Origin of the sequence: Pseudovibrio sp. Ad5 (assembly GCF_001623095.1) — a bacterium.
Taxonomy (GTDB): domain Bacteria; phylum Pseudomonadota; class Alphaproteobacteria; order Rhizobiales; family Stappiaceae; genus Pseudovibrio.
In genome coordinates this window covers 172,018-194,800 of the sequence record NZ_LMCH01000008.1, presented here as the reverse complement: position 1 = coordinate 194,800, position 22,783 = coordinate 172,018, and the positions used below count along the sequence as shown (strand labels likewise).

The 22,783-nt window shown below is 52.3% G+C and carries 22 protein-coding genes; 13 read left to right on the top strand and 9 right to left on the bottom strand.

Annotated elements, in window-relative coordinates; genetic code table 11:
• Positions 1-339: 339 nt before the first annotated feature.
• On the bottom strand, positions 340-1,245 hold the full coding sequence (locus PsAD5_RS06040; RefSeq protein WP_063291423.1) for a LysR substrate-binding domain-containing protein: 906 nt from the start codon (positions 1,243-1,245) through the stop codon (positions 340-342).
• 97 nt (positions 1,246-1,342) lie between these two features.
• Here PsAD5_RS06040 and PsAD5_RS06035 point away from each other — a divergent pair, with 97 nt between their 5' ends.
• Positions 1,343-1,534, top strand: coding sequence for a hypothetical protein (locus PsAD5_RS06035; RefSeq protein ID WP_063291422.1), 192 nt, complete (start codon positions 1,343-1,345; stop codon positions 1,532-1,534).
• Positions 1,535-1,628: 94 nt separating this feature from the next.
• Here PsAD5_RS06035 and PsAD5_RS06030 read toward each other — a convergent pair whose 3' ends face one another.
• The 3 genes from PsAD5_RS06030 to PsAD5_RS06020 all read right to left on the bottom strand — a co-directional run bounded on the left by PsAD5_RS06030 (position 1,629) and on the right by PsAD5_RS06020 (position 5,750).
• Positions 1,629-2,012: a RidA family protein gene (locus PsAD5_RS06030; RefSeq protein WP_208980823.1), complete on the bottom strand. Its 384-nt coding sequence runs from the start codon at positions 2,010-2,012 to the stop codon at positions 1,629-1,631.
• Between the two features lie 149 nt (positions 2,013-2,161).
• Positions 2,162-4,414, bottom strand: a complete 2,253-nt coding sequence (locus PsAD5_RS06025; protein ID WP_063286870.1) for a hypothetical protein — start codon at positions 4,412-4,414, stop codon at positions 2,162-2,164.
• Between the two features lie 172 nt (positions 4,415-4,586).
• Complete coding sequence (locus PsAD5_RS06020) at positions 4,587-5,750, bottom strand: acetyl-CoA acetyltransferase (protein WP_063286869.1); 1,164 nt, start codon at positions 5,748-5,750, stop codon at positions 4,587-4,589.
• Positions 5,751-6,125: 375 nt separating this feature from the next.
• Between PsAD5_RS06020 and PsAD5_RS06015 the strand changes: the two genes are divergently transcribed.
• Both PsAD5_RS06015 and PsAD5_RS06010 read left to right on the top strand, forming a co-directional pair.
• On the top strand, positions 6,126-7,040 hold the full coding sequence (locus PsAD5_RS06015; RefSeq protein WP_063286868.1) for a glycosyltransferase family 2 protein: 915 nt from the start codon (positions 6,126-6,128) through the stop codon (positions 7,038-7,040).
• A gap of 123 nt (positions 7,041-7,163) precedes the next feature.
• Entirely contained in the window at positions 7,164-8,126 is a 963-nt protein-coding gene (locus PsAD5_RS06010) for a glycosyltransferase family 2 protein (RefSeq protein WP_063291420.1), read from the top strand.
• Positions 8,127-8,185: 59 nt separating this feature from the next.
• On the opposite strand, the gene PsAD5_RS06005 is transcribed toward PsAD5_RS06010, so the two are convergent.
• The 3 genes from PsAD5_RS06005 to PsAD5_RS05995 form a co-directional block, all read right to left on the bottom strand.
• Complete coding sequence (locus PsAD5_RS06005) at positions 8,186-9,025, bottom strand: tetratricopeptide repeat protein (protein WP_084405919.1); 840 nt, start codon at positions 9,023-9,025, stop codon at positions 8,186-8,188.
• A 248-nt stretch (positions 9,026-9,273) separates the two neighbouring features.
• Positions 9,274-9,711, bottom strand: coding sequence for a VOC family protein (locus PsAD5_RS06000; protein ID WP_063291439.1), 438 nt, complete (start codon positions 9,709-9,711; stop codon positions 9,274-9,276).
• A gap of 70 nt (positions 9,712-9,781) precedes the next feature.
• Positions 9,782-10,909 (bottom strand): glycosyltransferase family 4 protein, encoded by a 1,128-nt coding sequence (locus PsAD5_RS05995; RefSeq protein ID WP_208988509.1) that lies wholly within the window; start codon positions 10,907-10,909, stop codon positions 9,782-9,784.
• Positions 10,910-11,127: 218 nt separating this feature from the next.
• Here PsAD5_RS05995 and PsAD5_RS05990 point away from each other — a divergent pair, with 218 nt between their 5' ends.
• Positions 11,128-12,360: a TIGR03862 family flavoprotein gene (locus PsAD5_RS05990; protein ID WP_063291437.1), complete on the top strand. Its 1,233-nt coding sequence runs from the start codon at positions 11,128-11,130 to the stop codon at positions 12,358-12,360.
• Here PsAD5_RS05990 and ftrA read toward each other — a convergent pair.
• Positions 12,351-13,340, bottom strand: coding sequence for a transcriptional regulator FtrA (gene ftrA, locus PsAD5_RS05985; protein ID WP_063291436.1), 990 nt, complete (start codon positions 13,338-13,340; stop codon positions 12,351-12,353). The genes PsAD5_RS05990 and ftrA overlap by 10 nt on opposite strands.
• 223 nt (positions 13,341-13,563) lie before the next feature.
• Between ftrA and PsAD5_RS05980 the strand changes: the two genes are divergently transcribed.
• Positions 13,564-13,977: a rhodanese-like domain-containing protein gene (locus PsAD5_RS05980; protein WP_063291418.1), complete on the top strand. Its 414-nt coding sequence runs from the start codon at positions 13,564-13,566 to the stop codon at positions 13,975-13,977.
• 54 nt (positions 13,978-14,031) lie between these two features.
• Here the strand turns inward: PsAD5_RS05980 and PsAD5_RS27805 are convergent, their stop codons facing one another.
• A complete protein-coding gene (locus PsAD5_RS27805; protein WP_153041342.1) occupies positions 14,032-14,427 on the bottom strand; it encodes a hypothetical protein in 396 nt (131 codons plus the stop codon).
• A gap of 884 nt (positions 14,428-15,311) precedes the next feature.
• On the opposite strand from PsAD5_RS27805, the gene PsAD5_RS05970 reads away from it, so the two are divergent.
• The 8 genes from PsAD5_RS05970 (at position 15,312) to PsAD5_RS05935 (ending at position 22,711) form a co-directional block, all read left to right on the top strand.
• On the top strand, positions 15,312-16,514 hold the full coding sequence (locus PsAD5_RS05970) for a substrate-binding domain-containing protein (RefSeq protein WP_063291416.1): 1,203 nt from the start codon (positions 15,312-15,314) through the stop codon (positions 16,512-16,514).
• Positions 16,515-16,687: 173 nt separating this feature from the next.
• Positions 16,688-17,587, top strand: a complete 900-nt coding sequence (locus PsAD5_RS05965; RefSeq protein ID WP_063291415.1) for a bile acid:sodium symporter family protein — start codon at positions 16,688-16,690, stop codon at positions 17,585-17,587.
• Positions 17,588-17,598: 11 nt separating this feature from the next.
• On the top strand, positions 17,599-18,396 hold the full coding sequence (locus PsAD5_RS05960) for an ABC transporter ATP-binding protein (RefSeq protein ID WP_063291414.1): 798 nt from the start codon (positions 17,599-17,601) through the stop codon (positions 18,394-18,396).
• The gene (locus tag PsAD5_RS05955) at positions 18,389-19,114 is read left to right on the top strand and encodes an ABC transporter ATP-binding protein (RefSeq protein ID WP_063291413.1); all 726 of its coding nucleotides are present in this window, start codon (positions 18,389-18,391) and stop codon (positions 19,112-19,114) included. The genes PsAD5_RS05960 and PsAD5_RS05955 overlap by 8 nt, the downstream gene beginning before the upstream one ends.
• A complete protein-coding gene (locus PsAD5_RS05950) occupies positions 19,111-20,139 on the top strand; it encodes a branched-chain amino acid ABC transporter permease (protein ID WP_063291412.1) in 1,029 nt (342 codons plus the stop codon). Before PsAD5_RS05955 ends, PsAD5_RS05950 begins: the two co-directional genes overlap by 4 nt.
• A gap of 12 nt (positions 20,140-20,151) precedes the next feature.
• A complete protein-coding gene (locus PsAD5_RS05945) occupies positions 20,152-21,207 on the top strand; it encodes a branched-chain amino acid ABC transporter permease (RefSeq protein ID WP_063291411.1) in 1,056 nt (351 codons plus the stop codon).
• A gap of 336 nt (positions 21,208-21,543) precedes the next feature.
• Positions 21,544-21,756: a cold-shock protein gene (locus PsAD5_RS05940; protein WP_057461006.1), complete on the top strand. Its 213-nt coding sequence runs from the start codon at positions 21,544-21,546 to the stop codon at positions 21,754-21,756.
• A gap of 403 nt (positions 21,757-22,159) precedes the next feature.
• Positions 22,160-22,711 (top strand): TetR/AcrR family transcriptional regulator, encoded by a 552-nt coding sequence (locus PsAD5_RS05935; RefSeq protein ID WP_063286955.1) that lies wholly within the window; start codon positions 22,160-22,162, stop codon positions 22,709-22,711.
• The last annotated feature ends 72 nt before the right edge of the window (positions 22,712-22,783 follow it).

The following is a 22,783-nucleotide window of genomic DNA, read 5'->3' as shown; positions in this document are numbered from 1 at the left end:
CGCTTCTCATCGTCACTCCAGCGCCGTCCTTGGCTTTCTATCATCATCAAAGTCCATGCAGATAAAACTACACGTACGATAGAGCAGCAAAGCTAGAATCGTCAGGTCGGGTTCGCCGGACGCTTACATTATATTTGCTGATTGAGAAAATAAATCTACATACCCCTACCATCCGTTAGAGCAACGAACACCAGAAATGAAAACCTATCAATTTCGACGAACTCATATTTTAAAGAATCTGGTTCTTCGCGTTTTACAGGTTGCTACCACGCGTTTAATGCAGAGTGCGACATGGATGAAATCAGTTCCAGCTTATCCTGTTAAATCTTCCAAACAGGATCAGACAGCATAGCCAGCCTTGTCTTTTTCCATTTCGCTCAATATCCAGTCTCGGAACAGCTTTATTTTGGGGTTGTTTTTCTGCGTTTCACGGTAAACAAGCCAAACTGGATTTTCAGCCGTGCACTTTAATGGGAAGGGCTGGATAAGCAGGCCATCCCGCAACGCACTTGAATGAAACAACGGTGTCAGAATCGCAACACCATGCCCCGCAATCGCGATATTTCCATCAACAGTTTGCGTGCCCATTTGGGAAACGGGTTGATTTGAAAAATCGGGATCTTTCACGCCAGCTGCTTCAAACCAGTTTCTCCACCAAGGATCTCCTGTATCAATAATGGGAAGTTTCAGCAGGTCTTCAGGCTTGTTCACACCGCCAATGCTGTCAGCAAGTCTTGGACTTAACATGGGAGTATACGTAACTTCGGCTAGTTTGTGACAACATAACCCAGGCCACTTTTTAGGGCTGTTTCTGATCCCCATATCAATATCAGAGGATGCAAAATCAACAACACCGCCAGAGGCTTCCAATTGAACAGCAATTTTGGGGTTCGCCATCTGAAACTCTCCGATACGCAACGAGAGCCAGTTCATGGCAAAGGTGGGAACCACACTTAGTTTCAGTGTCCCATCCTGCGTTCCTTGCACCGCCGAAAAGCCAGCACGAATAGACTGAAAAGCCTCATTTGCAACTGCCGCAAGTTGCGCACCTGCCTCCGTTAAAACAACTTGTCTTCCTACCCGATTGAACAAGGGTTTCCCGGCACGATCTTCCAGCACTTTTATCTGATAACTCACCGCTGCTTGCGTCATTCCCAGCTCCTCCCCAGCACGGGTGAAGTTGGAATGTCTCGCTGCCGCTTCGAAGGCGCGAAGAGCGTTGAGTGGAGGCAGACTGTTCGGCATCTTTGATAAAATCTCCTTATGCTTTCTTCCCTATATTCGATTGGACTGTAAATGCAACCTCCGGCATTAATTCCCCAACAACAGCAGGAGAAAAAGCATGGCAGATTTCACCGTTGAAGCTCAGAAATTCAAAGTATTATCAAATATTTTCAATAGGTTAGCTAAAGGATTTAGAGATATTTTCTTTTCAATGAAAAGAGGGAGTGAGCGTTTAGATGCACGTGATCTGCCAGCACACTTACAAAAGGATATTGGGGTCAACTTAGAGTCAGAGCCATTTATCAGATGAAGCAACATAAGGTCATCATATGGTTCTTATCACCCTCTGTTATCTTCTAAATCATCCCAAACTAACAAATTCAAACTAAGAATGCAGATCCACCTCACCCGCCATAGTGTGCGCTGACGATGACGCGGACTTCTACCAGGGCGCCTTCACGGCGGAGGCCGGCGGCCTCAATGGCGGTCCAGGCTGGGTAGGGTTTGGAGAAGAACTCGAGGCGGATGGTGTCGAACAGCTCGAAGTGATCGCGCAGGCCGATGTGGTAGCTGGTCATCTCAACAACGGCATCCATATCGACGTTGGCTTCACGCAGGATGCATTCGATCTTTTTAAAGGTGTTGCGGAACTGGGCTTCGGGGTCTTCCGGCATCTGGCCGCTCATATCCGCGCCTGTCATGCCACTCAGGAAGATGTGGTTTCCCGAGAAGATGGCTGGTGACATGTTGAGCTGTTCTGAAACGGATTGAAACTCGTGTGGGAGCACTAAACGCTTGACCATGAAATACCTTTCTTGCATGTGCCTTCGGGAGCTTCGAACGAACCGAAGACATGCAAACTATAAAACCGCCCGCAGAACCTAGCAGAGGGCGGTGAAAATCCAAATGATGTTGTCGTGAGACTGGCTTGCTTCTTTTACTTGAAGGCGGAAGGAATAAACTCCACGGCCTTGCAAGGGATGTATTTACCGCGCCGGATCAGATTTCGGGAAGCTGATTTGTAGACGACATCCTTGAGCACCAGATAGGCTGGTAGTTTGGCGTTGGAGCCATAGACCTTCATAATCATATCTGCCCATTTTTTTGCCAGGTCGCTTGGTTTTTCGACGATAGGTACGCCGTTGTGCTTTTCGCCAGTGTATTTGAGGATCAGTTCTTTTTGAACAGCAGGCTTTGAGAGGGCGGCTAACGCACCTGTCAGTGAGGCTTCCTGATCTTTTGTTCTGCCGTCTGCTTCTGTACGGCCACCTTCCGGTGCTCCGTCGGTCTCTTCTACTTCCTCCTCTTTTTCTTTAACGACGACGTTGTAATGGTTCTTCTTGCCACTTTCGTCAGGCTTGAACTCGATCTCGAACATCATTACCCAAGGCTGTTTGCTGGCCCATTTCTTGATGTTCTTGAGACTGGTGCCCTTGCTCATTTTTGCGATCACCTGCTGGAGAATGTTTTCCTGCAGGGCGTTGAAGGCTTCATGGGCTTCGCCGAAGCTTTCCAGCATGCCCTCGCCTTTGGAGCTGAGGAATTTCTCCAGTTCCTCTTTATGTGCTTTCAGTTTTTCAGCTTTGCGGGCCTGATCTGCCTTCAGATCAGCAATGTTATCTGCGAGCTCTGCCAGATCCCCAGCCATGTTTTTGGGTGCTGCGCGAAGCTTTTGGGCCGCCTGAACAGACTCCGAGGTCTCCTTATACGTCACCACATGGACTTTCTTTTCAGGCTTGCCGCGTTTGAGTTTCCCTTTGAGGCCAGAGCGGTTTTCGCGGTACCAGACTTCCTTCACTTCCATATAGTCTGGCAGTTGATCCGATATGTCCTGTCCTTCTTTTTGAGCTGTCAGCAAAGTTTTGGCCCATGCCATGGAGGCCTCACTGGGAATGCCCACAAACGGTTTGCCGTCCGGTCCTGTTTCACCAGTCTCGCGGTGAGACATGGAGGCCATCATCTGGCCTGAGCGAAGGCCGTTGAAGACCAGTTCCGGCGTGGTTGCAAGCTCGGTTTTGGTTACAGCCTTGTGGGGCATGTCCACGTGGTTATCGACCATCGGGTCGCCGGTGCTTGCCGGTGTTTCCGGTGCTTTTCGTGTTTCTGATGTGATGGAAAAGTTGCGGCCTTCTTTTTTTATGTTGACCTTCACCATCTGGGCCCATGGCTGCGTTTCTGCCCAGGCCAGGCTCTTCTTCATGTTGTTGCTTTTGTCCAGATGAGCCAGCACCATTTCTTCTGCCGTGCGCTGTAAGCCAGAGGTGGCGAAAACAGCTTTGGGCCGCTCATCTGACAATTGCAGGACGGCTGCTTCGACTTCAGCTCCCCGATTGATTGCAGCTTCCACGCAGTTGGTGCAATTGAGCGCGAAGGCCATTTGCTTGGAGGTGGCGGTGCCATAGGCGATGGCTTCTTCTTCCAGCTCGGCCAGTCGTTTCTTTTCACGCTCTGACACCGCATTGGCTTTGGCTTCATGCAGGGTCTTCATCATGGTGTCGCCAAAGGCTTTTTCGTGCATCAGCTCTTTGGTTGAGGCCACTAGCTCATTGCCCAACACCTTCATATTCTGGCTGAAGAACATGATGGTTTCGCGCTGTGCTGTGTCCATTTGGTTGGAAGGGGTATCGCTGGCCTGACGGAGATAGGCTCTGAACTCGGGCGCGGTTGACTGATCCTGAAACACTTCGCGGGTCAATTGACGGGATTGTTTTTTCAGCTCGATTTCGTGCTGCATCAGCACCATTTGCCGGGCTTTATTATCACTCTCCCCCAGAGTGCCTTTGACCAGTCGATCCCATTTGACGGCCTCCGGGTCCGCATAGGCTGCACCCAACGGGTCTTCATCATAATGGGATTTTTGGGACTGGTAGGAGTTGAGGCGCTGGGTGAAGCCTTCGGTGGATTTGATGCCGGCGTCTTTCAAAGCTGCTGAGAGAGGTCGTTTCTTACGTTCCGCGGCCGGTGTGCCTTCAACGATGTAATCTGCGATATCAGGTTCTGTGGTCCACTCTGGTGTGTCTTCGTCCACTTGCGAGCCAATCGCCGCGCTTGCCTCAGAGGTTTTGCTGGTGACGCTTGCAGAGCGTTTCTTCCGGCCACCGCCAACGAGATCATGGAACTTCCAGTTCATCTCTGAATAGACTTTTTTCAGCCAATCATCGTACTTGGGGGCTGACTCTTGTCCTGGCATCGACACACCTCTCCTAACCTTGCGTCAGACAAGAGGTTTACCACGATCACATTGGCGTGATGATGTTGGTTTGAGGGCTTAGTTAGCGATTGGTGAGCTGCAAGGCCACAATGCAAAAGAAAAGCCCCGGCGGACCGGGGCTCTGATACTCATTTGTCTGGTTTTGCCGGGTTTACTTGAGGCGCTGCATCACAGACACATAGTTGGCAACGGCTGCGCCGCCCATGTTGAAGATGCCGCCGAGCTCTGCACCATCCACCTGAATGCCGCCAGCTTCGCCTACCAGCTGCATGGATGTGAGGACGTGCATGGACACGCCAGTCGCACCGATTGGGTGGCCTTTGGCTTTCAGACCGCCAGATGGGTTGACCGGCAATTTGCCGTCCTTCTGGGTCCAGCCTTCCAGAATGGCTTTCGCACCCTGACCTTCTGGCACCAGCCCCATGGCTTCATATTCGATCAGCTCAGCGATGGTGAAGCAGTCGTGGGTTTCAACAAAGGACAGGTCTTCAACGGTGATGTTGGCCATGGAGAGCGCACGCTTCCAAGCTTCCGTACAGCCTTCGAACTTGAGGATGTCGCGCTTGGACATTGGCAGGAAATCCTGCGCATGCCCCATGCCGCGGAAGGCAACAGCCTTTTTAGCGGAGAGCGCTGTGGTGGTGTCTGTGAGAACAATGGCTGCTGCGCCGTCAGACACAAGTGAGCAGTCGGTGCGCTTCAGCGGGCCAGCTACAAACGGGTTCTTCTCGCTCTCATTGAGGCAGAACTCTACGCCGAGATCCTTGCGCATCTGTGCGTATGGGTTCTCCACGCCGTTCTTGTGGTTCTTCGCAGCGATGTGGGCCAGCGCTTCGCTCTGGTCGCCATGCTTTTGGAAATACATGCCTGCGATTTTGCCGAAGACACCAGCGAAACCAGCCGGGGTATCGCCATCTTCTGGCAAGTAAGAGGCTTTGAGCAGGTTTGCTCCGATTTCACGGCCCGGCGTGGTGGTCATCTGCTCAACACCAACGACAAGCACGAACTTGGCGTCGCCTGCTTTGATGGATTTGACGCCCTGATGCACGGCAGCTGAGCCAGTCGCACATGCATTTTCAACGCGGGTGGTTGGCTTGAAGCGCAGCTTGTCATCTGCCTGAAGCACGAGGCTTGCTGTAAAATCCTGCTTGGAAAAACCTGCATTGAAGTGACCCAGAACGATCTCATCAATGTCTTCAGCGGCGAGACCGGCATCGGCAATCGCTTGCTTGGCAACCTTTGTGACCAGAGTCTCTACGGTTTCATCTGCCAGTTTGCCAAACGGTGTATGTGCCCAACCAATAATTGCGGCCATTTTCTTCTCCCAAAGAAATTAAAGTGGGTGCCGAAAGTCTCGCCTCAAACCCGGCTCTCAAATGCGCGCAAATCGTTTCACCCCTGCGCGCGAGATGCAATCATACGGAAGTTGTAGTGAACGGGGCTATCCGAGGGACTTTATGCTAGGTTTTGTCGATCTGACAGTCCTTTCCACCCAAGCCGAGTGATGGTTTCTGGTTTGCTCTCGCCGTATGAGCAGGGTTTGACTGGCGGTGCGCGACGACTTTCTCAGTCATCTCCCTTATTTGATATTGATGGGTTTCTATTGGGTGAAAACAGTCCTTCATATTAGACGAATTTCGGAATGTGTAGGGGGGAGTAAACTCTAGATTATTGCGGATAATCCAAGAGTTTGAGGCCCGATATCTCCACCCAGAGCAAAATCATCGACATTGCAGCAAAGCGGGCCCAGCAAGGAAAGCCAACCGCTGACGAGCGATCTGATGAGGCCCGCATTCCAATGTCTGTTTTCATCATCGCGAAGAATGAGGAAGACCGGATCGGGCAGACGATTGCCAGCTGCATTCACTGGGCTGATGAGGTCATTGTGATTGACAGCGGGTCGACGGACCAGACCGTCACCGTTGCCCAGCGCATGGGCGCCAGTGTGCTGTACAATGACTGGAACGGGTACGGCTTACAAAAGCGGTTTGGTGAGGACCAATGCCGGAATGACTGGATCCTGAACATTGATGCCGATGAGGTGGTCACACCTGCACTGCGTGATGAGATAGTGGGCTTGTTCCAGACCTCTGTTCTTGCGCAGAACGATTTTTGGGAGGTGGACATCTGCGATGTGTGGCCTCACGAAACGACCGCTGCAAAACACGCCTACTCTCATAAGCAAATCCGGCTTTACCGCAGGAGTGTAGGCCGTTTTTCTGCCAGCTCGGTGCATGACACGGTTCGTCCGCCCAGCGATGCCAAGATAGGCATGCTGAAGGGGCATATGGACCACCGCAGTATTCCCAGCGTCGCCTTCCACTTTGAGAAGATGAACCGCTATTCCACCATGCAAGTGCATGAGATGCGTGGACGGGGCCGCAGGATGCCGAAGTCACGGCTGCTCTATGAGTTTCCCGCAGCCTTTCTGAAGGGCTATCTGGTGCGCGGGTACTGCCGATATGGCTGGTGGGGTTTGATTGCCTCTACCAACTATGCAGTTGGGCGATATCTGCGGGTCGCGAAATCCATTGAAGCAGATCTTCTGGAACAGACTCATTCATCTCAGAGGGGGGCGACTGCTGCACGGCAGGATAAGACCTGACCCAGCCTTCCACCCGATGTTCCTGATTTTTCAAAGAAACGACGCAACACAACAAACGCTTAGCTTCCTTCGCAGCCTGAGCTGGAAGGCAAAAAGAGCTTAAGCAGATAGGTGGCTTATTCAATGGCTGAAAAGCAACAGCAGGATCCCGCCCCTCTTGTCAGCGTGTTAATCCCTGCACGCAATGCCGCAAACACGCTTGGAGAGACGCTGAGCAGCCTGTTGGCACAAAGCTTCACAGACTTTGCTGTTGTGTTGGTGGATGATGCCTCCACCGATGAAACCCGGGAAATTGCGGAGCATTTTGCAGGCCATTTTCCGAAGGGCCGGTTTCAGATTCTTGAAGGGCCAGGTCAGGGAATCTCGAATGCGCTTAATACCGGGCTTGCGGTGATTGAGAGCCCCTTGGTTGCCCGCCTTGATGCGGATGACCTGTCGGAGTCGCTTCGGCTGGAGCGGCAGGTTCGGATTATGAACCGGAACCCTGACTGGCAGTTGTGCGGGACAGAAGTTTCCGTGATTGATGAGGCCGGGCAGATCATAGACCAGATGGAGTGCCCGAAAAGCTCGGTTGAGATCCGCAAGCGCCTGTTTGAGAAGTGCTGTTTGTACCACCCGACCATTATGTTTCGCCGTGATGCTGTGTTGGCCCTTGGCGGTTATCGCCCCCATTTTGATGGCGCGGAGGATTACGACCTTTATCTGCGCCTGCTGGAATATGGGAAGATTGGTGCCCTCAACGAGCGGCTTGTCCGGTACCGGCTGCATCCCGGTCAGGTGACTGCACGCAACGGTCGCCCTTATCGGATGGTGGCTGATATGGCTTTGCTCTGTGCTGTTGCGCGGTTGTACGATGAAGAGGAGCCGTATTTCAGCAAGGACACGCTGGCGAATGATGTGGGCCAAGCCCTGCGTGATGAACTTCGGGAGCGCGGCTTCCTGCATATCTCGCCAAAGGTGGCACGGCATATGGCACAGCGTATCAAGAAGGCCAAGGCACGATTGGAGTACCTGAAAGGACTGTTGTTTGTTGAGAACGCGAAGGCACGGAATTACAAGGAAGCGGCCAAGGCGTTGTTGGTGTGAGGCTGCGCTCACGATATTTGGGCGAGTTGTGCTTATGTGAACTCTAGGCGGTTTAGTTTTTAATCACTGTGGGCATTAATCCAGTCACGAACCATGCGCTGTCCTTCAGTGATTTGTTCGGGGGTAAGATGCTTCACGATTTCAGTGCGATTTCTTATCGCTAATTTATTACCCTGCTTTGCAGCAAGACTATGCCACATATAAGCCATTACATAATCTCTTGGTATCCCATCACCTAATTGATACATGACACCTAAATTGCTCTGGGCTTCACTATCACCAAGTTCTGCGCCCTTGCGAAACCAACTAAACGCTTTTGCATAGTCTTTGTACACTCCGGCACCGTTTACATACATTAAGCCTAAGCTATTCTGCGCTTTCGGATGACCATTGGTGGCAGCTTTGCGATACCATTCACGGGCTTTGGCATAATCTTGCGGGACACCTTGGCCGTTAGAGTACATAAAACCTAAATAATTCTGTGCCCGACTTAGGCCATCAACTGAGGCTTTGCGATACCATTCAAAGGCTTTAGCGTAATCCTGAGGCATCCCTTGGCCATAGTAATGCATAAAACCTATATGATACTGCGCTTTCGAATGCCCCTGCGTAGCTGCTGCGCGAAACCACTCAAGCGCTTTTGCGTAGTCCTGCTGCACTCCTTGACCGTTGTGATACATGACACCTATATTGTATTGTGCACCAGAAGAGCCCTGTGCTGCAGGTTGGCGATACCATTCAAGTGCTTTAACATAATCCTGCTGCACCCCTTCACCATTGGCAAATATTACTCCAAGACAAAATTGAAGACGACCATCACCAGTTGCATTCGCCAGTTTGATGCAGGATGATAGATTTTCTCTATTCCCCCCCCACAGGATCACGTCGACATTCTTCAAGAGTTTGCGAACTTACTGCTGTTTTCCAGCCAATAAAAGCAAACAGAGAAAGCAAGAATAGTAATTTGTTGTGAAACATAACTTCCCTTACCACTGACTTTAACTACCAAAGATTGCACCTTACTAATCAAATCTCTTGTTCGGTTAAGACGTTGCTGGTGGGACGTTGCGCTCACGGTGCTTGCGCAGTTTAGTGCCTGCAGCATAGCCTGTTTGGAACCGAGGAGGCTCTTCTTCGGGGCTGCGCTTTAGGTGGGCTTGGTCCACTGCGCTAATTCTATCGTGATCTTTTCTGGCCCAAACAGGAACACCAGTTTTCTGTCGTTGAACTCCATGACTTCGGAACGGGCTTTGAACCCGGCGGCTTGAAGTTTTGACAGTCTGTCTTCCAGATCATCGACCGCGAAACACAAGTGATTGTAGCCTGTTCGGCAGAGGTCTTCAGGGTATGGCTCGGTGCGTGGCTCTGGATTGCGGTAGTGCAGCAGTTGGATTTCGAACCTGGGGCTATGGCCTTTCAGAACCAAAGTGACGTGCTCTGCTTCCAGGTCCGAAATGCCCATGTACTTTGAAAACACTGGACCGGAGATAACGAGGGATTTTGCTTCTTCAAAGTCAAGCAGGTTGAAGAAAGCACGCGCCTCCTCCAGATTGCGGACAGCCACTGTCACATGATCAGGGTGCATTTTGTTGATCTCCTGGGTTGCGGGCGATCTGATCTTCGCCCTGCTGTACCAGTCCCGGTCTTCATTCACCTCACTCTGACACGAGCATGTGGTCAATGAGGCCCTGTGTTTTATCGGAGCCGCTGACAAAGTCATCCCACAGGCTCATGAGCATGTCATCGTAGTTTTCTGCGATCTGATGGATGTTGAAGAGACGAAGCACTCTCTCCCGTCCTGCTTCTGCCATGTCTTCGCGCAGGGGCTGGTTATCAGCTAGATCGAGCAGTGCAGATGCAATCTCTTTGGGGGATCTTGGGTTGATCACCTTGCCAGTTTCTCCCACCGCCTCCCATAAGCCGCCAGAGTGCGTGGTGATCACCGCAGCGCCGCAGCTCATAGCTTCAATCGCAGTGCGGCCAAAACCTTCTGCCACGATGGAGGGGACCACTGCGATGGATGATCTTGCGAGGCGTTTTTGAACATCTGAGGCATTGAGGTTGGTCTCGATCGAGACACTGTCCGCGTGGCTTGAAAGCATCTGCCGGAGAGAGTTTGCCGTTGATTGCTCTCCCTCGTCGGTAACGGCCAGTACCAGGTTCAGCTTCCACCCCGTCCGATCCAAACGATCTGCACAGGCAAGCCAAGCCTGCGCCAGGTCGAACACGCCTTTGTCTTCCCTTGCCCGCCCCACATAGATCACAGAGTTTTCTTTGGGGGCTGGGGACCAGAGCTCGCAATCTATGCCGTTGGGCACCACCACACTGCGGGCTTTTACACCCGTGAAATTTTCGCAGAAGTTATTGCGGGCATCTTCGCCAACCCAGATGATGCCGGCAAGGCGGTTCATTTTGCGGGTGTACTTCCAGCGTTTGAACGCGCTGTTGCGCTCAAACCTGCCATGTCTGTGCAAGATTACAGGGGTGCCGGGAAAGTCGGTGATGATCTGAAACGCCGTTTCCAGATGCTGATGCACGACGATCAGTTGCGGTCCAAACTCTGACAGCGGATCATAAAACTTTGCCGGCGTTGGCTTTCTACCCGGTTCTGTCACTGCAAAAACATCAACATCTTCAAACAGATCCTCCTCGCCTCCTGCAAAAATACGCAGGTTGCCTTTGTTCTGGCTATGAAGCGCAAGATCATGAGCGCACAGATCTATTGATGTGGCTCGAGACTGGCAAAAATGCATGTTACGCGGCATTACGATTGCAGTTCTCAATGCGGCCCCCACTTTACTGTTTGCATTCAGCAAAGCTTGAAGTGCGGGGACTGTACATTCCTTAGAAGTCTTCCTTCTAATATCAGGGGTGCTTCTTTAAGGAGGTAAAAATCCCTGATGTGCCCTGCTCTCCATCTGTGGGATGTAGCGCTCTTCCGGCTTGTAATTGGCGGAAAACAAAGGCATTAGAGCTGTAAATGTCATTGGCTGGAGCCTCAATGACCATAAGCGGACTGGATGGATCTTTGACAAAGCATGTTGCAATCATCGGAGCAGGCCCTGCCGGGCTGTTTGCTGCTCAACATCTGGCAGAAGCCGGAGTGCGCGTGAGCCTCTTTGATCAACGCCCGTCCCCTGCCCGCAAGTTTTTGATGGCTGGGCTTGGTGGTCTCAATCTAACTCACAGTGAGGATCTGGAGGTTTTTCTGAGCCGCTACCGTCCTGCACATGCGCAACTGTTGCAGTCAGTGCGGGATTTTCCTCCTTCTGCTTTGCGGGAATGGAGCGCAGAGTTGGGGCAGCCGACGTTTGAAGGTTCCAGCGGCAAGGTGTTTCCTAAAAGCTTCAAAGCCTCTCCGCTGTTGCGTAACTGGTTGAAATTGCTTGATCAGCAAGGCGTAACATTGCATGCGAACACCCGATGGCACGGATTTGATGAAGCCGGAAGTTTACTGCTTCAAAAAGGCAATGAACCCATTGAAGCGCAGGCATTTGACGCGGTCTTGCTGGCGCTTGGTGGTGGTTCCTGGGCGAAGCTTGGCTCTGATGGAGCGTGGGTTTCGACTTTGCGTGACAAGCAGATTGATGTGAACGCGCTGCTCCCTGCCAATTGCGGGTTTGAGATTGCGTTCTCGGATCACTTCAAGGACCGCCACAAAGGTACTCCTCTGAAGAAGATAGCTATCTCCCACGGAGATCGCCGTGTTGTTGGTGATGCCATGCTGGATGCCTGTGGGATTGAAGGCGGCGTGATCTATGCGCTCTCAGCTGATCTGCGGGATACAATCCTTACAACAGGGACGGCACAGATTGAGATTGATCTGAAGCCGGATGTCTCTGCTGACAAGCTCACGGCCAAGCTGGCGCGGCCACGTGTTAAGCAATCCATGAGCAACTTCCTGCGCAAAGCAACCGGTTTGCCTGCTGCCGCCATCGCTTTGATGCGGGAAGCAGGACCGCTGCCGGTTGAGGCTGATGAGCTAGCAGCGCGTATCAAAGCTCTGCCGTTGCAGTTGACTGCTCCGCGCCCCATTGACCGTGCGATCTCCAGCGCGGGCGGGATTTCGTTTGACGAAATCGACGAGCACTACATGCTCACCAAACTGCCGGGTGTGTTTGTGGCGGGCGAGATGCTGGACTGGGAAGCGCCAACGGGTGGCTATCTGCTGCAGGCGGTGTTTGCGACAGGTCGCTCTGCTGCGCATGGCATGAATGCGTACCTTCAGGCGTGACGGGTTTGAAACTGGCGCCTGTAAGCTGTTGGCGTGGTGCCATATTTGCTTCTGAAGTGATGACGCAAGGTTGCTGCTGAGCCAAACCCGCAAAGGTGGGAAAGGTTCTCCATGTCCATCATCTCTTCCGCTTCCAATAGGTGCTTGGCTGTTTCCAATTGTTTGGTGCGCCGCCACTCTGCGGGTGCAAGTCCGGTTACCTTTGAGAATTTGCGGATGAAGGTGCGCTGGCTCATGCCCATCAGATCCGCCATTTCTGGCACGGACATGGTGTAGGCACGTTTTTTCTCCAGTTCCTCAAATAGCGCTGCGAAGCGTTTGCTTTCCCGTTCCTCGGGTACAGGCTGTTCTGCAAACTGAGTTTGCGTTCCTTCCCTGAACGGAGGTGCAACCAGTCGTTTGGCAACGCTGTTGGCGATCTGAGAGCCATAATCCTGCCGGATGATGTGGAGCGCAAGGTCAATGCCTGCTGCGCTGCCTGCGGAGGTGAATACCCTGTCGGTCTCTGAATAGAGCCGGTCTTCTTCTACATTGATGGATGGGAATCCGGTTTGCAGCGCTTCGGCATAGCGCCAGTGCGTCGTGGCTGTGCGGCCATTGAGCAGGCCAGAGCGCGCCAGTACAAAAGCACCAGAGCAGATGGAGGCAACACGGGCTCCGCGATTGTAGGCCTTACACAGTGCCTCAATCAGGTCCTCCGGCACCGGGGTATCAATGCCACGCCAGCCGGGGATGAGGATGATGTCGGCGTGATTCAGCGCATCCAGCTGTTTTTCGGCTTTGATCTCCAGACCACCCGCAGCACGGATAGGGCCGTCCTCGATGGCGACCGTCTCATACCTGTACCAGTTCGCGCCGAGCTCTGGTCTTGGCAGGCCGAACAACTCGTAGGCCTGACCGAACTCGAAGGTACACAAACCGTCATAGATGAGCGTTGCGACAAGTGGGCCTTCTGGGCTGCAGGGTGTGGGTTGGACCATCGGAAAAATCAACTCGAAAGAGATTGGCGTATTTTTTACGAATATAGTCATTTGAGCCAGTTTTTCGCAACTGGGAAATTCTTCAGATTATGGGAGCAGGCGAAATTCCTGTCATCACCCAAGGCTGTTTGCGGAGGCACCACTCCTGCAAGCTGCTTTAAAATAAGTGTTTTTGATGCTCCTCGCCCTAATCAGGAGCATCCTCGCAGATTTGGAGAAATACATGTCCTCACGCGCGCTCGAATATTCGCCAGCTGACCCAAAGCTGGCACTCTCGCATTTCCGTTCAATCCTGCAGTTCGAAACAGACTGTTCTGATGTACAGGCAGACCTGGCCGATGGTACTGCAGAATTCGTTTTGATTGACGTTCGCGGTGCTGTCCGCTTTGCGAAAGGACACGTGGATGGTGCGATCTATCTTCACCACCGGGATCTGACGGAAGAGAACCTTGCCAAGTGGCCGATGGACACCGTTTTTGTGGTCTATTGCGCTGGGCCGCATTGCAACGGTGCAGACAAGGCGGCTTATAACCTCTCCCGGCTGGGACGTCCCGTGAAGATTATGCTGGGCGGTATAACCGGCTGGATCGACGAAGGCTTTGAGTTGGTTTCCTCGAAAGCTTTACAGCCCGCTTAAATAACAAGCACCGAGGCTTAGCCTCGGTGCCACCACTAGTTTGCTACGCCAAGCCTAGCTTTTCTTCTTAGCTTTCTTCTTGCGGGCTTTTTGAAACATGGTCTTCATTTCAGCATCATCACGCGCCATTTTGCAGAGCTGAGCTGACGTCTTTCCCTTGTACGTTTTGGTGTAGTGCTCATACCGCTTCGCATAGATCGTAATGTACTCTTTAACAGCACATTTCCTATTTGCCCTTTTGCTGGTCAGGCACACAAGCAGTGCGGATTGAGCTAGCAAGTCCTGGTTCTTCATCTCCATGGAAGGACAATGTTTGTCGATGTAATTTGCTCGCGCAACATCATCCGCCTGCTCAACGAATAAATCCGGCAAGGAAGATCGTGTGGTTACACACCCACTCAACAGAACTGCAGCACCTAGCAATACAAATAATTTTAGATAATTTTTCAAAATATTAGCTCCTATCGTAAGTTAGAGCTAATTAGATGCATTAGGAACATTTTGCAATTTTAAGATGAATAGGATACTTCCATTTAATTCAAAGGTTGCATCTGCTCATAAAAAAGGCACCGAGGTGGGAGGATACCTCGGTGCCAAACAAAGCAGGCATAAAAAGGCCGATTGGGAGGGGGAGGTACGGCCTTTAAAATCGTCGGGGCAAGACAACCTGCCTTGAAACAAGGAGGACCCACCAAGCAATGGAAACGGGTCACCCTTCAGTTGTCCGCATAGTGATATGCAGATAATCCCTTTTCAGGACTTATTGTTATTTTGGTAATACTGACTGCTACGCACTCAGTACTTAATGACGCCCTGTTAAACCAGTGTTCTTATTGCTATTGAAGGTATCAGGATCTTGTTATCATCAGGTTTTCAGAGATGGTGAACAAACACTTATCTGACACACCTGCAGAGAGACGCGGCCTAACGGTTAATTGAGGTGTAAACAGGGCGAAATACGGCTTTTCCATGGCGTATGACCGTCAGCTTGTCGCAGTGAAAGCAGGAGTAGTCACAACAACTTACAGTAAGTCGCAAGAAGCATTTTTTGAACTGAAACTGCAAAGAGTAATTGCAAATATTGGACTGATGCCCTGATCACGAAAAACGATTTTTTGATATAAAATTCTGGACAGCTGAAATTTATTTTCCGGATAAGCAAATACAAGTGATCCGTTCAAATCTTAACAATTTGGCTCAATCTGTAATCATTGACTCCTTCCTGAATACATGCGTCAACTATATTTACGTTGTTTGAGGGCAGGCTTGCGAAGTCTTTTGAGACGGTGTTTGCGTTTAAGGAGGCCCCTGGGCAACGTGGGAGGGGTTTCATTATGCATAAATTACTTAGGGCCGCGGCGGTTAGCCTAGCGGCCAGCGCGTTTGCGCTTTCTGTTTCATCAAATATTTCCTCTGCGGCAGAGCCGATCAAGATTGCCCACGTCTATGGTAAAACCGGTCCTTTTGAGGCCTATGCCAAGCAATCTCATGTGGGCTTGATGATGGGGCTGGAATATGCCACCGGCGGGACCATGGAGATTGATGGCCGCAAAATTGAGGTCATTGAAAAAGACAGCCAGCTCAAGCCGGATATTGGACGTGCCATGCTGGCCGAGGCTTATGGCGATGATGAGGTTGATCTCGCAATTGGACCGGTCTCCTCTGGTGTTGCGCTGGCGATGCTCTCGATAGCCGAGGAATACGAGAAGCTGCTGATCGTGGAGCCTGCAGTTGCTGACAGCATCACAGGCGCCAACTTCAACCGCTACATCTTCCGCACGTCCCGGAATTCCTCTCAGGATGCGATTGCGAATGCTGTTGCCCTTGGGCAGGACGGGGCGTCTATTGCCACACTGGCGCAGGATTATGCGTTTGGGCGTGATGGCGTGGCTGCTTTCCGCAATGCAATTGAAAAGACCAACGCCAAGCTGGTGTTTGAGGAGTACGCACCGACGGACACCAAGGATTTCACTGCGAGTGCCCAGCGCATCTTTGAGGCTCTGAAGGGTCAGGAAGGACGCAAGTTCTTGTTTGTGATCTGGGCTGGTGGCGGAAACCCGCTGGCGAAGATCAACGCGATGAACCCTGAACGCCACGGGATTGAGATCGCAACGGGTGGCAACATTTTGGCGGCCCTGAAAGCCTATAAGGCCATGCCGGGTATGGAAGGCGCCACCTACTATTACTACGAGATCCCTCAGAACCCAGTGAATGACTGGCTGGTGAAGGAACATGAGGCTCGTTACAGCTCGCCGCCAGATTTCTTTACGGCGGGTGGTATGGCGGCAGGTATTGCTGCTGTCGAGGCGATCCGTAAAGCTGGCTCCACGGATACGGAAGAGCTGATCACCGCGATGGAAGGCATGGAGTTTGAAGGTCCGAAGGGGCTGATGAAATTCCGCGCTGAGGATCATCAGGCATTGCAGTCCATGTATCACTTCAAGATCCGTGTGGATCCAGAGGTTGAATGGGGCATTCCTGAGCTGGTGCGCGAACTCAAGATTGAGGACATGGATATCCCAGTTCAGAACCAGTAGGTCCCCGTTTTCATAGCTCAGAGAGGGAGCGGGCTACTCGCTCGCTCTCCTAAATCGCAAAAGATAACGCTTTGGAGCCGTGAGGGGGTTTTGCAGGATTACTGACCTCATCCTCAGTTGCAGATTGTCCCGCTTACGGAATATCAGGGCCTCAAAGAGCGAAGTACAAGACCATGGACATTCTCTTAAAGCTGTTTTTGCCGCTTTCGCTGGCGTTCATCATGTTTTCTCTCGGCATCTCCCTCACACTGCAGGACTTTAAACGCGTGGTGCAGATGCCGCGTGCGTTCAGCATTGGCATGCTGGGGCAGTTGCTTTTGTTGCCCGTTGTTGCCTTTCTCATTTTACAGGTGGTGGAGTTGGAGCCGGCCATGGCGTTTGGCGTGATGCTGCTTGCCTTCGCCCCGGGTGGTGTCACCTCCAACATGCTGACACGGTTCAGCGGCGGCTCTGTCGCGCTGGCGGTGTCGCTCACAGCCGTGACCAGTGTGCTGTGTGTGTTGACGGTGCCGGTTTTTGCAGCGGCATCCGCAAACTACTTTCTTGGTGCGGCCATGCCCAAGATTGATGTGACGTCTATTGGCATTTCCATGGCACTGATTATGGCTGTTCCCGTTGCGATTGGGGTTCTCGTCAATCATATGGCGCCATCGTTCACCGCCGCAATTTCCAAAGTAGTGTCGCTGTTGGCTTCCGTACTGTTTGTAGTGATCGTGCTTGGAGCCATTGCCACCAATTGGTCTGTGCTGACGGCCAACATTCTGGAACTGGGGCCAGTCCTTATTTTGCTGAATGTTGTGATGCTGCTGGTTGGGTATGGCGGCGCCAAGCTTATGAAGCTCTCGCATCCTGACAGTGTTGCGATTGCTATGGAGGTGGGCATCCAAAATGCCACGCTTGGGATCACCGTTGGGGCTTTGATCGCAATGAACGGCGAAGCATTGCCGCCATACAGTCTGGCCTCCGGTATTTACGGCATCACCATGTATGGCTGTGCCTTCCTCTTCATCCTCTGGGCACGGCGGAAAGCGCGGGCAAACCCGAGCCTTCGCGCCCAAAATGAACTCTCATAAAGGGCAGGTCTTTGGAATTACAGAAAGACGAAAAGCCGGTTCTGAGTACGCATGGTCTGACCATTCGTTTTGGTGGGCATGTGGCTGTAGATACTGTGTCCTGTGATTTTCATCGCGGAACGCTGACTGCCATTGTGGGGCCGAATGGTGCTGGCAAGACCACTTACTTCAACCTGATTTCCGGCCAATTAGCCGCCAGTGCTGGTCATGTCTGGTTTAATGGCGAAGACATCACGCGCCTTTCAGTTGCCGACAGGACCCTGCGGGGCATCGGGCGGGCGTTTCAGATGACCAATCTGTTTCCCGGCCTGAGCGTTCGGGAGAATGCTCGGCTGGCGGTGCAGGCTCATCAGCGGATGGGTATGGATTTGTTTTCCATGGCGGACAGCCATGTGGAGCTGATCCAACGAGCAGAGCACATTCTGGCAGAGGTGCATTTGCTGGATAAGGCCGAGCAGATCACATCCGAGCTGTCACATGGAGACCAGCGCAAGCTGGAGGTGGCGCTGATGATTGCCATTGGTCCGCAGGTGCTGATGTTTGATGAGCCGACAGCAGGCATGAGCGTTGATGAAGTGCCGGTTGTGCTGGACCTGATCCGTGAGTTGAAGCAGGACAAGGACCGCACGATTTTGCTGGTTGAACACAAGATGGATGTGATCCGCTCATTGGCTGACCGGATAATTGTGCTGCACAACGGAGAGCTGGTGGCAGATGGGGATCCTACTGAAGTGATCGCCTCTCCGGTGGTTCAGCAGGCTTATCTAGGTGTTGCACCTGAAGAGAAAACAGAGGGTGCGCATGTCTGATGCTCTTCTCAGTCTAAACAGCGTTCACACGCATATTGGCCCCTACCACATTTTGCAGGGCGTTGATCTGGAAGTTCCACGCGGTGGTGTCACGGTTCTGCTGGGGCGGAATGGCGCTGGCAAGACCACAACGCTGCGGACCATCATGGGGCTGTGGCAGGCCTCAAAAGGGACGATCCAGTTTGATGGAGCGGAGATCCAGAAAGAGACGACACCTGCCATTGCCCAGCGTGAGATTGCTTTTGTGCCGGAGGATATGGGCATCTTCACCGATTTGACCGTGCATGAAAACATGCTTCTGGCTGCACGGAACAGTGCGATTGATGAGGAACGGCTGGGATGGATCTTTGGCCTGTTCCCTCCCCTCAAAACATTCTGGCAGAGTGCTGCGGGTAATCTTTCCGGCGGGCAAAAGCAGATGCTGGCGGTGGCTCGCGCAATCATTGAGCCGAGGAAGTTGATCCTGATTGATGAGCCAACCAAGGGGCTGGCTCCTGCAATCATCAACGCCATGATTGCAGCCCTGAAAGAACTGAAAGAGATGCAGACCACGATTTTGCTGGTGGAGCAGAACTTTTCCATGGCGCGCGCAGTGGGAGACACCGTTGCCGTGATGGATGACGGGCGGATTGTTTATTCCGGTGACATGGCAGAGCTGGCAGCTGATGCCGGATTGCAGGAGAGGCTGATGGGACTTTCACTGGAGGCACACCAGTGAGCGACAGCCTGATTAAACCGCGCATCGAGCGCCCTTCTCTCTCTCAGACTATCGAAGCCAAGGCACCGCTGCTGCTTGTGCCTGTGCTGATGTTGATCGGCTTGCTCGCCATTGGTTCCGGCTCCACCTGGTTGACGCTGACGGCGGCGGGGCTGGCGATGGGGATGATGATTTTCATCATGGCATCTGGCCTTACTGTGATCTTCGGCCTGATGGACGTGATCAACTTCGGGCATGGGGCGTTTATTTCGCTTGGAGCCTTTGCAGGGTTTACCATTTTGGGCCTGCTGGGTGGGTGGATTGAGAGCCCCAGCATTGCGCTTAATCTGGGCGCTGTTCTGCTTGCTGTGGCGTTTGCCATGCTGGTGACGGGCCTTGCGGGCTATGGCTTTGAGCGGCTGATTGTGAAGCCGGTGTACGGACAGCATCTGAAGCAGATCCTCGTGACCATGGGCGGGCTCGTTGTGACGCAGCAGCTGATCTATGTGATCTGGGGCCCGGATGAGATCGTGCTGGCGCGGCCTGCTGCGTTTCAGGGTTCTTTTGTGGTGCTGGGCGCTGCCATTGAGAAATACCGTGTGTTGGCCATTGTAATCGGGCTGGCATTGTTTGTTGCCATGCGGCTGGTTTTAAACCGGACACGCATTGGGCTGCTGGTGCGGGCTGGGGTTCAAAATGGCGAAATGGTGGAAGCTCTGGGGTATCCGATAGAGAAGCTGTTTCTGGCGGTGTTCATGGTGGGCTGTGCTTTAGCGGGGCTCGGCGGTGTGATGTGGGGCATGTATCAGGAAACCATTACGGCCCACATGGGGGCTGAGGTGATGATCTCCGTGTTTATCGTGGTGATTATCGGCGGGCTTGGCTCCATTGAGGGCTGTTTCATCGGCGCTATGCTGGTGGGTTTGCTGACCAACTACACCGGCTTCCTGATCCCCAAACTGGCGTTGGTCTCGACCATTTTGCTGATGGGGGCTGTGCTGATGTGGCGACCTCAGGGGCTTTACCCTGTTGTCAAAGCGCATTGAGGAGTTTGTAAGATGATTGTGAAACTCCTTTCTGGTGACCGTCCACGCAGCAAAATGCTCAGTGCTGTCCTGCTGCTCATTCTGGTTGGGTTGCTGTTTACGCCCTTTCTGTTTCCCGGTACGCGTTCGTTAGATACGGCTGCTCGCATCTGCATCTTCATTGTGCTGGTGGCCAGTTATGATTTACTGCTGGGGTACACGGGTGTGGTGTCGTTCGCGCACACCATGTTCTTTGGTATCGGGGCTTATGGGACGGCCATTGCACTGGTGAACATGGGCGCCTCTTACAGTGCGATTGCACTTGGCACTGTGTGCGGTGCGCTGGTTGCCGGGGCCTTTGCGTTTGTGATTGCGCTGTTCTCACTACGGGTCAAAGCAATCTTCTTTGCCATGATGACTTTGGCCGTAGCGAGTGCGTTTCTGGTGCTGGTCTCGCAACTTTCCGGCTTCACTGGTGGCGAGGACGGGCTGAGCTATCGTATCCCGCGGGAGATGACGCCTGCGTTCAAGGTGGTGAAGGAGAAGGTGCTCGGGGTTCGTCTCAATGGCAAGCTGATCACGTACTATGTGGTCTTCTTCAGCAGCCTGTGTCTGTTCCTTGTTTTGCTACGCATGGTGAACTCTCCGTTTGGCCGTGTTCTGCAAGCTATCCGAGAGAATGCATTCCGTGCGGAAGCGATTGGCTACAAGGTGGTGCGATATCGCAGTGTGGCGACAATTCTGTCTGCGGTGATGGCAGCACTTGCAGGTTCGCTGATGGCCCTCTGGCTGCGCTACACTGGACCAGCGACAACGCTCTCCATGGATATAATGGTGGACATTCTGTTGATGGTTGTGATTGGCGGAATGGGGAGCATGTACGGCGCCGTTATCGGGGCTGTCCTGTTCCTTCTCACCCAGTCTTATTTGCAGAACCTCTTGGGCCTCCTTCAGGAATCGCTGGGTAGTCTGCCTATAGTGTCAGAGGTGGTTTCACCGGAACGCTGGCTGCTTTGGTTGGGAATGTTATTTATCTGCAGTATTTACTGGTTCCCTAAGGGCATCGTGGGCCGTTTAAGAGGAACATAATGCCTCAATTGGGCTCTTTTTTTAAATTGCACCTTGTGGATTTCTTAAGGAGCAACTACATCGGTAGGGACGAGCAAGCTAAGAGATTTGCTTATCCCGTAGTATTAGAGGGGCGACATATGACCCGCCTCCCTATATGAACCATTAGGACTGATTTCTTTTAGAAAGAATGAGAGCTCAGACCTTATGACTGCGGGCTGTTATTAGAGACACGGCTGGCAATGTTGCGGTGCATGTATCGGAACAATGTCCTTTTCTGCCTTTGATTACATTGCTCGTCACGACTGACCCGCCTTAACCAGGCGAGTTGACTTTTTTGGCTTAAAGGACGTTTCCATGCGACAAGACGGTACCCTCAAATTCTTCAACCACGACAAAGGCTACGGCTTCGTTACTCCAGCTGACGGTTCCAAAGACATCTTTGTTCATATCACAGCTTTCGAACGCTCTGGCATCGCAGTTCCTGCTGAAGGTGCAGCGATCACTTTTGTTGCTGAAGAAGATCGTCGTGGCCGCGGTTTGCAGGCTTCCCAGATTGAGCTTGCTTAATCTGTACGATTTGCGAGGCTCCAGAGTTTGTTTCAGCGCAAGCTGAATGAACTTTGTGACCGCCACATAATTGGCCTGATGCGCGCCGGCAATTGCCAGGCGCCGTCAGGCCTTTTATTTTTTACATCAGACCAGCCGTCTCCTTGTTCTGATCAGAGCTTGCCTAATGCTCTCTCTCCCCCATCTTTCAGCTGAGAACTTCTTAAAAGAGCCGCAATCACGGCTATTTTATCTGGCTCAACGAACATCGTTGTTTTCACTTCATAAATTTCGTGGTTCACATGACGACTTGGCCTCGCAAAGTTGCCACTGATGGCCTATACTGACAAAAGTCGCAGATCTGCGCTTATAAGAACAACTTTTTTCTCTGCGACCTCTCGCAGAATTGGGCAAGGGACTCATTGTGAAGGGCACGACCAAAGCCAGCAGAACGCAGCATCGCATTCTTGAAGCGGCCATCGACTATGTGCAAGCACAAGGCGGTGGGCAGTTTTCGTTGGATGCAATCGCCAAGCATGCAGGTGTTTCCAAAGGTGGGCTGCTCTATAACTTCCCAAGCAAACAAGCTCTTATCCGCTCCATGGTTCAATACCATGTAGATGGCACGCGCGATAACATTGCCACAGAAGAGCAGAAGCTTGCTGATGATCCTTATCGTCATAAACTTATGCGGGCATTCCTGAAGGGGCTTTGCAGCAAGTTCAAAGAAGACAACAAGGCAGCCTCCGGTATGCTGGCCGCCATTGCAGACGACCCGAGCCTGCTTGACCCCGTCCGCGTCTTCCACAAAGACATGTACGCGCGCATTCAGGACGAGTCTGAAGACCCAGAGCTGGCAACCCTTGTCTATCTGGCTGTTGAAGGCATTCACAGCAACGGGATGTTTCAGGTACTTGATGAGGACCAGCTGAATGTGGAAGAGCAACTCGAGCGCATGTTCGAGATACTCAAGTAAAGCTCTCTCTGACTTGATTTCTTCTCAGCCCTGACTGCTGAAATATATCGCCAGACCCACCTGCCCTCTGCT